General features: G+C 72.6%; 10 protein-coding genes. 8 read left to right on the top strand and 2 right to left on the bottom strand.

Annotated elements, in window-relative coordinates; translation table 11 throughout:
• Window positions 1-14 precede the first annotated feature (14 nt).
• Together R4Z62_RS33145 and R4Z62_RS33150 are read left to right on the top strand one after the other, a co-directional pair.
• Window positions 15-1,568, top strand: coding sequence for an FAD-dependent monooxygenase (locus tag R4Z62_RS33145; protein WP_491521742.1), 1,554 nt, complete (start codon window positions 15-17; stop codon window positions 1,566-1,568).
• Window positions 1,565-3,127, top strand: coding sequence for an MFS transporter (locus R4Z62_RS33150; protein WP_491521743.1), 1,563 nt, complete (start codon window positions 1,565-1,567; stop codon window positions 3,125-3,127). Before R4Z62_RS33145 ends, R4Z62_RS33150 begins: the two co-directional genes overlap by 4 nt.
• Before the next feature lie 116 nt (window positions 3,128-3,243).
• Here R4Z62_RS33150 and R4Z62_RS33155 read toward each other — a convergent pair whose 3' ends face one another.
• Both R4Z62_RS33155 and R4Z62_RS33160 read right to left on the bottom strand, forming a co-directional pair.
• Window positions 3,244-4,218, bottom strand: a complete 975-nt coding sequence (locus R4Z62_RS33155) for an L-threonylcarbamoyladenylate synthase (RefSeq protein WP_491521744.1) — start codon at window positions 4,216-4,218, stop codon at window positions 3,244-3,246.
• A gap of 283 nt (window positions 4,219-4,501) precedes the next feature.
• Window positions 4,502-5,449, bottom strand: a complete 948-nt coding sequence (locus R4Z62_RS33160; RefSeq protein ID WP_491521745.1) for a methionyl-tRNA formyltransferase — start codon at window positions 5,447-5,449, stop codon at window positions 4,502-4,504.
• Window positions 5,450-5,779: 330 nt separating this feature from the next.
• On the opposite strand from R4Z62_RS33160, the gene R4Z62_RS33165 reads away from it, so the two are divergent.
• The 6 genes from R4Z62_RS33165 (at window position 5,780) to R4Z62_RS33190 (ending at window position 13,266) form a co-directional block, all read left to right on the top strand.
• Complete coding sequence (locus R4Z62_RS33165) at window positions 5,780-7,147, top strand: lysine N(6)-hydroxylase/L-ornithine N(5)-oxygenase family protein (RefSeq protein ID WP_491521746.1); 1,368 nt, start codon at window positions 5,780-5,782, stop codon at window positions 7,145-7,147.
• Between the two features lie 156 nt (window positions 7,148-7,303).
• Complete coding sequence (locus R4Z62_RS33170) at window positions 7,304-8,365, top strand: FecCD family ABC transporter permease (protein WP_491521747.1); 1,062 nt, start codon at window positions 7,304-7,306, stop codon at window positions 8,363-8,365.
• A complete protein-coding gene (locus R4Z62_RS33175) occupies window positions 8,362-9,423 on the top strand; it encodes a FecCD family ABC transporter permease (protein WP_491521748.1) in 1,062 nt (353 codons plus the stop codon). Before R4Z62_RS33170 ends, R4Z62_RS33175 begins: the two co-directional genes overlap by 4 nt.
• Before the next feature lie 41 nt (window positions 9,424-9,464).
• The gene (locus R4Z62_RS33180) at window positions 9,465-10,331 is read left to right on the top strand and encodes an ABC transporter ATP-binding protein (protein WP_064537068.1); all 867 of its coding nucleotides are present in this window, start codon (window positions 9,465-9,467) and stop codon (window positions 10,329-10,331) included.
• An 83-nt stretch (window positions 10,332-10,414) separates the two neighbouring features.
• The gene (locus R4Z62_RS33185; protein WP_491521749.1) at window positions 10,415-11,479 is read left to right on the top strand and encodes an iron-siderophore ABC transporter substrate-binding protein; all 1,065 of its coding nucleotides are present in this window, start codon (window positions 10,415-10,417) and stop codon (window positions 11,477-11,479) included.
• Window positions 11,476-13,266: an ABC transporter ATP-binding protein gene (locus R4Z62_RS33190; protein ID WP_491521750.1), complete on the top strand. Its 1,791-nt coding sequence runs from the start codon at window positions 11,476-11,478 to the stop codon at window positions 13,264-13,266. Before R4Z62_RS33185 ends, R4Z62_RS33190 begins: the two co-directional genes overlap by 4 nt.
• Window positions 13,267-13,273 lie beyond the last annotated feature (7 nt).

Below are 13,273 nucleotides of genomic sequence, written 5' to 3' on the forward strand. Positions count from 1 at the left end.
CCGAAGAGGTGGTCATGGCGGACGACGTCGTCATCGTCGGTGGTGGGCCGACGGGCATGTGGCTGGCCTGCGAACTGCGCCTGGCCGGCATCCCCACGGTGGTCCTGGAACAGGAACCGCGCATCGATCCGAACTCCCGGGCGCTGACGATCCACCCCAGGACGATCGAGGTCCTCGCGCTGCGCGGGGCCCACCGGGGACTGCTGGCCGAGGGCGGCCGGATACCCAGCGGACACTTCGCGATCCTGGACGAGCGGCTCGACTTCGGGACGCTGGACACCGCGTTCCCGTACACCCTCACGATCCCGCAGGCGCGGACCACGGAACTGCTCCAGGAACTCGCCCTGAGCCGCGGCGCCGACGTACGGCGCGGCCACCGGGTGACGGACTGCGCGCCGAGCGGCGACACGGTCACCGTGTCCGTCGAGGGACCGCACGGCCCCTACACGCTCGACGCGGCGTACGTGGTCGGCTGCGACGGCACCCGCAGTCTGGTGAGGCGCCGCGCGGGCATCGGCGTCGAGGAGTCCCGCTTCACGGCCCTCGGCGCCCTGGGCGACGTGGTCCTGGACGATCCTCCGCCCGGCCCCGTGACCAGCGCCTGGACCATGCAGGGCACCCTCATGCTCGTACCGCTGCCCGGCGGCCGGCACCGGATCGCGCTGCACTCGCCGGAGGACGCGCGCGAGGACCGGCCGGGCGACCTCACCTTCGACGAGTTCCGCGAACGGGTCCGGCGCGTCACGGGCACCGACTACGGGATGCACAGCTCGTCCTGGCTGTCCCGGTACAGCAACACCACCCGGCTGGCCCGCCAGTACCGCAAGGGCCGGTTCCTTCTGGCGGGCGACGCGGCACACCAGCACATGCCGGCGGGCGGCGTCGGACTCAACGTCGGTGTGCAGGACGCGATGAACCTGGGCTGGAAACTGGCCGCGACCGTGTCCGGCCGGGCACCCGGGGCACTGCTCGACACCTATCACACCGAACGGCACCCGGTGGGGGCCGAGACGATCGAACACACCCAGGCCCAGACCGCGCTCATGATGGGTTTCTCCCCGCAGGGCCAGGCACTGCGCTCGCTGCTGGGAAAGCTGATAGCCGGTCAGCCGCGGCTCGGCGAGGCCCTCGCCGAACGCCTCTCCGGACTGTCCGTCGCGTACACCCCGCCGGCCGGTGCGCATCCGCTCACCGGCCGCCGGGCACCGGACCTGAGCCTGTCGGACACCGAGTCGCTGTTCGGTCTGCTGCAGGACGGCAGGCCCGCCCTCGTCGACTTCGGCCGCGTCGACGGCTTCGAGGCCGGCGACGCCGTCCCCGCCGACGCGGCCGGTCACTTCGTGCGCCACCGGTGCGCGCGGCCGGCCGGCCGGTCGCGCCCGGACTGGGCCGGTGTCACCGCCGCCCTGATCCGGCCGGACGGGCACATCGGCTGGGCATCGGAGGAGACCGAGCCGGAAGCCCTCGCCGCCGGGGTCCGACACGTGATCAGCACCCTCCACACGACACGCACCACCGGTGCCGCCGACAGCACCGGCACCACCCGCACCGAAAGGCACCCCGCATGACCCACCGCGCCGCACCGGGCGCCGGCGTCCCCCGCCCCGGCAGAGCCCTCCTCGCCCTCACGCTGACGGTCTCGGCGGTCCTGCTGGGCAGCACCGTCCTCAACGTGGCGCTCCCCACCATGCAGCGGGATCTGGGTGCCGGGAACACCGAACAGCAGTGGTTCCTCAACGCCTACACCCTCACCTTCGCCGGCTTCCTGCTCGTGGCGGGCAGCGCGGGCGACAGGTTCGGCCTGAAACGTGTGCTCCTCGCGGGTTCGGCGGCCTTCGCCGTGACGTCCTCCGTGGCCGGGTTCCTCGACTCACCTCTGGCGATCATCGTCCTGCGCGCACTCATGGGCGTGGCCGCCGCCGCGGTCATGCCCACCACCCTCGCGGTGATCCTGCGCGTCTTCCCCGCCGGGGAACGCGCGGGGGCCATCGCCTCCTGGGCGGCCGCCTCGGGCCTGTCCATCTCGCTCGGCCCGCTGCTCGGCGGGGCGCTGCTGAGCGCGGGTCTGTGGTGGGGCTCCGTGCTGGAACTCGTCGCCCTCTTCGCGCTCGCCGGTCTCGCGGCGAGCGCGGTGTGGATCCCCGTCATCCCCGCGGGCAGCCGCGGCGAACTGCGCATGACGCCCGTCGCCGCCTCCCTGGCGGGGATCGGCCTGCTCGTGTTCGGGGTCGTGCACGCCACCGACAGGGGCTGGGCCTACCCCGGCACCTGGCTGCCCGCGGCGGCCGGCGTCGCCGTCCTGGCGGTCCTCGTCGTCATCGAGGTGCGCCACCGCGAACCGCTCGTGGACATCGGCCTGTTCCGGCACACCTCGTTCACCGTCTCCGCGGTGGCGCTCACACTCGGTTCGTTCGTCGTCTACGGCTACCTGTACCTCACCACGTTCTACCTCCAGATCCTGCGCGGCTACTCGCCGCTGCGGACCGGGCTGCTCCTGATCCCGCTGTCGGCGGGACTCGTGGTCGGCGCCCCGCTCTCACGGACCGCGACCCAGCGGTTCGGCGCCCGGACGACCATGGCGGCCGGTACGGCCCTGATGACCGCGGCGTTCGCGGGTGTGGCCACTCTGGGCGCCCACACCTGGGACGGCTGGTTCGTGCTGGACGCGTTCGTCCTGCAACTCGGCTTCGCGCTCGTCCTCGCACCGGGCACCACCCTGGCCTCCTCCTCCGTGCCCGCCGAGCGCACCGGAGCGGGCTCGGCGCTGCTGAACACGCTGCGCCAGCTCGGCAGCGCCCTCGGCGTGGCCGTCCTCGGATCGGTTCTCTGGTCGCGGTACGGGGCCGTGATGCACGATCGGCTCACCGGTCTCCCGGCGGATGTCCGCCGAACGGCCGGGCAGTCGCTGACCTCGGCCCTGGCCACCGGCGACCCGGCAGCGGTGCACGCCGCCGGGCCGGCCTTCCTCGGCGCGATGCACCGGACGGGACTGGTCGCGGCGGGAGTCAGCGCCCTCGCCCTGCTCGCGACACTCCTCATACGTACCTCGGGCCGCACGAGGACCGTGAGGGCTGTCACACACATGCCCGCCGAGAAACGCGTTGACGCCGTCGACCGCCAGGGGTGACACCTGTTTGCCCGTCGGCCCGTTCCCGCGCGAGCGCCCGCGCCGGTGCTCCTCCGCCGGGCCGGCCGGCCGCACCCGCATCCCGGGGAGGGGTGTGGGCGCGGCGTCGGCGCAGGTCAGGCGGTGGGCCGGGGGCCCGCGGCGCGGCGGAGCCGGTTGGCGATCGCCAGGCCGAGCCCTTCCTCGGCCGGAAGGGAGGCGACGATGAGGTCGCACTCCTGCCGGTCGAGTTCGCGCAGGAACCCGTACAGACCGCGCGCGTAGGCGGCCGTCGAAGCGGGGACCGCGACCACGGCGTGCGCCTCGACCGCGGTGCCGGTGAGGGCGGGCGGGAGGAAGACGCCCACCCGGTGCCCGCGCTCCCGCGCGAGCCGCGCCTCGGCGACGACCTCCTCGGGCCCGACGAGGACGACCCGGGCCCGCGGCGCGTAGTGCGACGGATGCTGGCCCGGCACCCGGACGTGGCTGGTCGAGGGGACCGCGAGCGGGTGGCCCAGCACCGCTTCGAGATCCTCGCGCGTCACCCCGCCGGGCCGGAGGATGCTCGGGACATCGCCCGTGACGTCGACGATGGTCGACTCGACGCCGACCTCGCAGGTGCCGCCGTCCAGCACGAAGTCGACCGCGTCGCCCAGCTCCGCACGGACATGGTCGGCGGTGGTGGGACTGACCGAGCCGAAGCGGTTGGCGGACGGTGCCGTGACCCCGCCGCCGAAGGCCGCCAGCAGCGCGAGCGCGACGGGGTGGTCGGGCACCCGCACGGCCACCGTCTCCAGGCCGCCCGTCGCTTCGAGGGGCACGCGGGCGCCGCGCCGCAGCACCAGCGTGAGCGGCCCCGGCCAGAAGGCCCCGGCCAGCAGGCGCGCCGTCTCGGGCACCTCCTGGACCCAGTCGTCCAGGTGGTCCGCGCCGCCGATGTGGACGATCAGCGGGTGCGAGGGCGGACGGCCCTTGACCTGGAAGATGCGCGAGACGGCGGCGGGGTTCTCGGCATCGGCCCCCAGCCCGTACACGGTCTCCGTCGGCAGGGCCACGAGCCCGCCGCCGCGCAGCACACCGGCCGCCTTCTCGATGTCACTGGTTCTTGCCATCACCCTCGCCATCCTAGGCGCGCCGGGACCCGGTGACGGCCGCCGGAGGTCCGGGTGCCGTCCGGGGAGGGCCGCGACCCCTGGGACGCCGGGGCACCCGGCCGCGGACCGGACCCGGCCCGTCATCCGATCGGGACCACCGCGCAGCGGCCGTCCGGGCAGCGGGCGCGGACCCGGGAGGGCGCGGGCCGGACCGACCCGCGGAGTCCCGGCACCGGTGTACCGGTGTGCCGGTGTGCCGCAGCGGCGCTGGGGCGGGCGGGGGAGAGGTGCGCCGGCCGGGTCAGGGGCGGTCGGTGAGATAGCCGCCCATGGACCGGAAGTACTCCGTCGCGGGCAGTTCGCGGCCGTCCTCGGTCCGGACGCGGGTGACGGCCAGGCCGTGGTTGCGGCCCGTGCGGGCGTCGGCACCGGCGACGATGACCACGCCGTCGCCCTCGCGGTAGAAGACACGGCCCGGGGTGCCCCCGTAGCGGCCCTCGGACACGACGGCGGTGAGGATCTCCAGGCGCTTGCCCCGGTGGAAGGTGAAGGCGGCCGGGTAGGGGGCGGACTGGGCGCGGACCAGGCGCTCCAGGTCCTCGGCGGGCCAGCCCCAGTCGATCCGGATGTCCTCCTCGGCCCGCTTGTGGAAGAAGCTGGCCTGCGACCGGTCCTGCCGGGTGAACTCGGTCTCGCCGGAGGCGATCCGGTCGAGGGCGCCGATCGTGACCGGGGCGATCAGGTCGACCGTCTTGTGGAACAGGTCGGTGGCCGTGTCCCTCGGGCCGACGGCGACCGCGCGCTGGAGGACGATGTCACCGGCGTCGAGCGCCTCGTCCATCAGGTGCGCGGTGACGCCCACCTCGGACTCGCCGTTGATGAGCGCCCAGATCAGCGGGGAGAAACCGGCGTACTTGGGCAGCAGCGAGTCGTGCACGTTGAGGGTGCCGTGCGGCGGCAGGGTGTAGACGCGCGGCGGGATCCAGGTCCGCCAGTTGTTGGCGACGATGATGTCCGGGTCGGCTTCCTTGAGCCGCTGGAACAGCTCGTCGTCGTCGGGGCGGTCGCGGATGACGACCGGGACGCCGTGCTCCTCGGCGAGTTCGGCGACCGAGTCGCTCCAGATCTTCTCGTAGGCGTGCTCGCTCTTGGGATGGGTCACGACCATCACGACGTCGTGTTCGGAGTCCAGGAGCGCTTTCAGGGTGCGATGGCCCCAGGTCTGATAGCCGAACATGACGACCCGCATCAGGGGTTCCTCCTCGGGGAGAGCGACAGCACCAGAGTGAGTAAAGCAAGCCTTACCTAACGTTGCAACAGCCGTGTTTCCGGGTGCGGTTGGCCGGTGAGCGGACAGGCCGTCCGCTTTGTCTGGTCGACAGCGTCGCGCGATGAGGTTAGCTTTACCTAAGTTCCGCTCGGCCGCCGGTCCTCGGGGTGCCTGGAACCCGTACCGCCCCGTCCCCGCAACCGCTGTATCCCCACATCCCCGCATCGGTACCGGAGTTCCTCCGGTCTCCCGGCTTCCCCACCCCGACAGGACGCCCGCGGGCGGCTGTCCCGCACGAATGGGAGTGACATGTCACAGGCTCTTCCTGGCGACGCTCCACTGATCCACGATCTGATCGGTGTCGGCTTCGGGCCGTCGAACGTCGCCATGGCGATCGCGCTGAGCGAGCACAACGCGCGCGTCGGAAGACACGAGACGGTCACCGCTCACTTCTTCGAACAGCAGGCCGGTTTCGGCTGGCACCGCGGCATGCTGATCGACGACGCGACGATGCAGGTGTCCTTCCTGAAGGACCTGGTGACGCTCCGGAACCCGGCGAGCGAGTACAGCTTCCTGTGCTACCTCCAGGACAAGGGCCGCCTGATCGACTTCGTCAACCACAAGAACCTCTTCCCGCTCCGGGTCGAGTTCCACGACTACTTCGAGTGGGCCGCGGCGAAGGTCGACGACATGGTCTCCTACGGGCACCGGGTCGTCGCCGTCGACCCCGTGGTGCGCGACGGCGTGGTGGAGTACGTCGACGTGACCGCCCGGTCCGGCGACGACATCGTCGTCCACCGCGCCCGCAACCTCGTCCTGGGCACCGGACTGCGCCCGCTCATGCCCGAGGGCGTCGAGCGCGGCGACCGCATCTGGCACAACTCCGACCTGCTGGCGAAGGTGGACGGCCTGGCGGGCACCGAGCCGACCCGCTTCGTCGTCGTGGGCGCGGGCCAGAGCGCCGCCGAGAACGTCGCCTATCTGCACCGCCGCTTCCCCCGCGCCGAGGTCTGCGCGGTCTTCTCCCGCTACGGCTACAGCCCGGCGGACGACAGCAGCTTCGCCAACCGCATCTTCGACCCCGAGGCGGTCGACCAGTACTTCGCGGCGCCGGAGGACGTCAAGCGTCGGCTGATGGACTACCACGGCAACACCAACTACTCCGTGGTGGACATCGACCTCATCGACGACCTGTACCGGCAGGCGTACCAGGAGCGGGTGCTCGGCACCGAGCGGCTGCGCTTCCTGAACGTCTCGCGCCTGACGGACGTGGCGCGGACGCCCGACGGGGTCCAGGTCACCGTCAAGTCCCTCGTCACCGGCGAGGAGACCCGGCTGGACGCCGATGCCGTGGTGTGCGCCACCGGGTACCTGGAGGCCGACGGCCTCGGCCTGCTCGGCGAGGTGGCGGACCGCTGCCTCCGCGACGACCAGGGCCGCGTCCGCGTCGAACGGGACTACCGGGTGGCGACCGATCCCGAACTGGCCTGCGGCATCTACCTCCAGGGCGGCACCGAGCACACGCACGGCATCACCTCCTCCCTGCTGTCCAACACCGCCGTACGCGTCGGCGAGATCCTGGACTCGATCCTCGACCACGGCCTCAAGGCCGCGCCCGACGCCATCCGGCCCGTCGCCGGGGGAGCCGGCGGCCAGATCCACCAGCCCGCCGGCTAGCCCGTCCGCGGCACCCAGCAGATCCGTGGCACAGCAGAAAGGAACGTCGGTGCCCCTTGTCACCCGCCCGCGTCCCGGCGGCCGGCCCCCCGGCCGGCGCGGAGCACCCCGGCACCCCGGCGGCCGGTCCCGAGGCAAGGGATAACCTTCGTCGACATGGGCACGACTACAGTGGAACGTCCCGCGCCCTCGCGGGTGGTCGCGGGGGCCCGGCGGCGGCGGATCGCGGGCCTGGGCATCATCGTCGGGATCCTCGTGGCCGCCGCGGTGCTCTCCCTGGCCGTCGGCGCGCGGGCGTTGAGTCCGGCCGAGGTGTGGCACGGACTGTTCGGCGCGCCGGACCCCGACCAGAGGGCCACGGAGATCCGGCTCATCGTGCGGACCGTACGGGTGCCCCGTACGGTGCTCGCGATCGTGGCCGGGATCGCGCTGGGCACCAGCGGGGCGCTGATCCAGGGATACACGCGCAACCCCATCGCGGACACCGGCCTGCTGGGGGTGAACACCGGCGCCTCGTTCGCCGTCGTGTCGGCGATCTCCCTGCTCGGGCTCACCAACCCCTTCCAGTACGTGTGGTTCGCCTTCCTGGGCGCCGCGATCGCCGGTGTCGTCGTCTTCGGTCTCTCCAGCATCGGCCGGGGCGCGGGCAACCCGCTGACCCTCGCGCTGGCCGGACAGGGTGTCACCGTGTTCCTCGCGGCGATGACGACGGCGGTGGCGCTGTCGGACAAGGCCGCGCTGAACGCGCTGCGCTTCTGGAACGCGGGCTCGGTGGCCGGCGTCCGGTTCGACGTCATCTGGCCGATGACGGCCTTCATCGTGGTCGGGCTGGTGCTGGTCCTCGCCACCCTGCCCTCCGTCAACCTGCTCAACCTGGGTGACGACGTGGCACGGGGACTGGGCGTGAACATCACGCTGATCCGGACGGTCGGCATCGTCGCCGTCACCCTGCTCGCGGGCGCGGCCACGGCGGCGTGCGGTCCCATCGCCTTCCTCGGGCTGATGGTGGCACACGTGGCCCGCTACCTGGCCGGGCCCGACTACCGCTGGCTGGTGCCGTACGCGGGTCTGCTCGGCGCCGTCGTCCTGCTGGTCTGCGACATCGTGGGCCGCCTGGTGGTGCGTCCGGGGGAACTGGAGGCGGGAGTCCTCGTCGCCCTCCTCGGCGCCCCGTTCTTCGCGGTCCTGGTGTGGCGGGGAAAGTTCAGGAACGCATGAACACGACAGTGGCGAAGTCCTCGGTGGCGCCGGGTGTGCGCATCGGCTCCGTGTCCTTCGTGTGGCGGCCCAGGGTCGCGCTGGTCACGCTGGTGCTGGCGGCGGCGGCCTTCCTGGTGTTCTGCCTGTCCATCGCCGTGGGGGACTTCCCCCTGAGCCTGAGCCAGGTGATCGCCACGCTGTTCGGGCGGGGCGAGCGGGTGGACCGGTTCGTCATCATGGACCTGCGCATGCCGCGGGCCCTGGCCGGTCTCGTGGTGGGCGTCGCGCTGGGCGTGTCCGGGGCCATCACCCAGTCCATCGCCCGCAATCCGCTGGCCAGTCCGGACGTGCTGGGCATCACCGGGGGCGCCGGCGCGGTCTCGGTGTTCCTGGTGACGGTCTCGGGCGGGGCCACCACGGCGGTCGTCACCTCGGTCGGCCTGCCCGCCGCGGCGCTGGCCGGCGGTCTCGGCGCGGGGCTGCTGGTGTACTTCATGGCGTGGCGCCGCGGGATGGACGGCTTCCGGCTCATCCTCATCGGCATCTCGGTGAGCGCCGTGACGGAGGCGCTCACCACCTGGCTGCTGGCCACCGCCGACATCCGGGACGTGGCGCGGGCCCAGGCATGGCTGGTCGGCTCGCTGGACGACCGCTCCTGGGACCAGGTCCGGCTGGCGCTGTGGGGCACGCTCGCCGTCCTGGCCGTCGTGACGTGCGCCGCCTTCCAGTTCAAACCGCTGCACTTCGGCGACGACGTGGCCGCCGGGCTCGGCGTCCGCCACCGCCTGGTGCGGGCCGTCCTGATGCTGTGCGCGGTGCTGCTGGCCGGGTTCGCGGTGAGCGCGGCGGGACCGGTGCCGTTCGTCGCGCTGGTGGCGCCCCAGGTGGCCCTGCGCCTGACGAAGTCCCCGACACCGCCGATGACGGCGTCCGCCATGGCGGGAGCGGTGCTGCTGACCGGCGCCGACCTCGTCGCGCGCACCGCGCTGCCGGTCTCCCTGCCGGTCGGCGTGGTCACCGCCGCGATCGGCGGCCCCTTCCTCGTCTACCTCCTGGTGCGGGCCAACCGCCGCTAGGTGATAGAAAGTTAGGCAAGCCTAAACTCAAGGGGGAGGCCGTGGTCGCTCAGTACACCACCGAGACCGGTTCCGCGACACAGGACGTCCCGCGGCTGGCGGCCCGGGGCGTCTCGGTCGGCTACGGCGACCGGACCGTCATCGACACGCTGGACGTGGCGATCCCGCCGGGTGTGATCACCACCATCATCGGCCCCAACGGCTGCGGGAAGTCCACCCTGTTGCGGACCCTGTCGCGGCTGCTGAAGCCGACCCGGGGCTCGGTCGTGCTGGACGGCGCGGACATCGCGGAGCTGAAGACCAGGGACGTGGCGAAGAAGCTCGGTCTGCTGCCGCAGTCGCCGGTCGCCCCGGAGGGCCTGACCGTGGCCGACCTGGTCGCCCGGGGCCGTCATCCGCACCAGAGCTGGCTGCGCCAGTGGTCCTCCGACGACGCCTCGGTGGTGGAGCGCGCGCTCGCCATGACCGGGGTGTCCGACCTGGCGGGCCGGCCGGTCGACGCGCTCTCGGGCGGGCAGCGCCAGCGCGTCTGGATCTCGATGACCCTCGCCCAGGGCACCGACCTGCTGCTGCTCGACGAGCCCACCACCTATCTGGATCTGGCGCACGCCGTCGACGTGCTGGACCTCGTCGACGACCTGCACGAGTCGGGACGCACGGTGGTCATGGTGCTGCACGACCTCAACCTGGCCGCGCGCTACAGCGACAACCTCGTCGTGATGAAGGCGGGTTCGGTGCTGGCGCAGGGCCATCCGCGCGACGTGGTGACCCCCGAACTGCTGCACGAGGCGTTCGGTCTGCGCGCCGAGGTGATGGTCGATCCGGTGGGGGAGCGGCCGCTCGTCGTGCCCATCGGCCGGACCCACGTCCGGGATCCGGGCGGCCGGAAGGCAACTCCCGCAACTTAGGCTAGGTTTACCTTACTCATCGCGGGTAAGGTGTGCCTGCCCGCACGGGCCGCAGCGGACTGCACGAAAGCAAGGGATCCCGGATGCTCCTCGATCGAACGGCACGTACGAAGTCCTGGCGGCGGCTGGCGGCGACCGTGTCCGCCGTGGCCCTCGGCGCGGGTCTCCTCGCGGGGTGCGGCTCCGGTTCGTCGGACGACAAGGACGACAGCGCGGGCGCCGGTGCCTCGGCGTCGTCCGGCGCCTTCCCGGTCACCGTGCAGCACGCGTTCGGATCCACCACGATCACCAAGGCCCCCGAGCGGGTCGTGACCGTGGGCTACACGGACGACCAGGACGTCCTCGCCTTCGGCGTCAAGCCGGTCGGCATGGTCGACCAGTACCCGAACCCGGCGGGCAGGAGCCCCGACATCAACACCCAGTGGCCGTGGGTGAAGGACAAGTGGGGCGACGCCCGGCCCACGGTCATCATGAGCAACGGCGACTCCGGCCCCAACTACGAGAAGATCGCCGCCCTGCGGCCGGACCTGATCATCGCCGTCTACTCCGAGATCGACCAGAGCGCGTACGCCAAGCTCTCCAGGATCGCTCCGACGGTGGGCCGCACCAAGGCCGAGAAGGAGCCGTTCAGCGCACCCTGGCAGGACAACGCCCTCCAGATCGCCACGGCGCTCGGCAAGGCCGACGAGGGCAAGAAGCTGGTCCAGGGCATCCGGGACCAGCTCGCCGCGGTCAGGAAGGCCCACCCGGAGTTCGCCGGCCAGAAGGCTGTCGCGCTGTCCTGGTACAAGGACGCGGTCGCGCCCTTCACCACCACCGACGTCCGCGGACAGCTCCTGTCGGGCATGGGCTTCAAGGGCCAGACCGAGATCGACAAGATCGCGGGTGACAAGTTCTACACGACGCTCTCCCCGGAGCGCATGGACCTCGTCGACGTCGACCGGGTGTTCGTCATCAACGACAAGGCCGACACCGAGGCGCTGAAGAAGTTCGCCCTCTTCACCAACCTGAAGGTGGTCAAGAACGGCAAGGTGTCGTACCTCCTCGACAGCGAGGGCCCGGCCGTGGGCGCCGCCATGTCGCAGGCCACCCTGCTCTCCCTGCCGTACGCCGTCGACGAGCTCGTCAAGTCGGTCGGTCAGGGGTGAGCACCCCGCGGACGCGTGTCGCCCCGGCCGTCCTGCGGACCACGACCGGCCGTGAGGCGGCCCGGTGGGTGGCGGCGCACTGCCGCGGCGCACCCTGGCTGACGGCCGGCACCGTGTTCAGCACGGTGGCCGGGGCGGCGCTCCAGATGCTCCCGGTGCTCCTGCTCGGCCGGGTGGTCGACGAGGTGACCGGGGGCAAGGAGCGCTCGGCGCTGCTGACCGTCGGAGTGCTGATGGTGGCCGCCGCGCTGCTCGGCGCGGCGGCCACCGCCGTCTCCACCTATCTGATCGGACGGCTCGGCGCCGACCTGCTCGCGCAGTTGCGCGAGGGCGCCGTCCGCGCCGTGCTGGGCATGCCGAGCGCCCGGATCGAACAGGTGGGCCGCGGCGATGTGCTCTCCCGGGTCGGCGACGATGTGGCCGTGCTGTCCAAGGGCATCCGCGCGGCCGTCCCCACGGTCTTCTCCGCGGGGGTGCTGGTGGCCGTCGCGACCTTCGGCATGTTCGGCCTCGACTGGCGGCTCGGCCTGGCGGGCGCCGGTGCGCTGCCCGCCTACGCGCTGGCCCTGCGCTGGTACCTGCCCCGGTCCGCCCCGCTCTACCGGAAGCAGCGGGCCGCCCAGGCGGACCGCGCGCAGTCGCTGATCAGCGGCCTGAACGGCATCGAGACGGTGCGGGCGTACCGCCTGGAGGAGGCGTTCCGCGAGAAGGTCGACGCGGACTCGCGGCGGGTGCGCGACCTCGGCATCGAGGTGTTCCGCTTCTTCGGCCGGTTCGTCGGGCGGGAGAACCGCGCGGAGTTCATCGGCCTGGTCCTGATCCTGGTGGTGGGTTACGCCCTGCTGGAGACCGGCTCCGCCACGCTCGGCGAGGTGGCGGCCGCGCCGCTGGTGTTCCACCGCCTGTTCACCCCGCTGGGCGCCATCATGTTCACCTTCGACGAGGCCCAGAAGTCGGGCGCGAGCCTGACGCGGCTCGTCGGGGTGCTCGCGGAACCCACCGAGGAGCGGCTGGTGGGCGACTCGACCGCCGCCGCCGACGACGAGGGCGCCGCGTGCTCCGTGACGGTCAAGGGGCTGACGTTCACCTATCCCGGCGCCGAGCAGCCGGTGCTGCGGGACGTCGACCTGGCGATCCCCGCGGGCGGTTCGCTGGCCCTGGTCGGCGCGACGGGCGCGGGCAAGACGACACTGGCCGCGCTCATCGCCGGTATCGGCACCCCGCAGGCCGGGTCGGTGCGCGTCGGGACGACCGATCTCGCCGAGCTGGACGAGGCCGGGGCGCGAGCGCTGGTGAGCATCCTGACCCAGGAGACACATGTCTTCTCCGGCCCGCTCGCCGAGGACCTGAGACTGGCCGCGCCGGGCGCGAGCGACGCCGAGCTGACGGACGCGCTGCGGACCGCCGGTGCCCATGAGTGGGTCGAGGCGCTGCCGGACGGGCTGTACACCGCGGTCGGCGAGGGCGGCGAGCGGCTGGACGGCACCCGGGCCGCCCAGATCGCCCTGGCCCGGCTGGTGCTGGGCCGGGCGCCGGTGGTGGTGCTCGACGAGTCGACGGCGGAGGCGGGCAGCGAGGGTGCCGCCGAACTCGAACGGGCGGTGCTGGCCGCGTGTTCCGGCCGGACCGCGCTGTTCGTGGCGCACCGGCTGACCCAGGCGGTGGCCGCCGACCGGATCGCCGTGCTGGACGCGGGACGGGTCGTGGAGCAGGGGACGCACGAGGAACTGGTCGCTCTGGACGGCCGTTACGCACGGCTCTGGAGGGCCTGGCGAGAGGGTGGTTAGGCGCCGA

This window comes from Streptomyces sp. PL-25 (genome assembly GCF_058344915.1).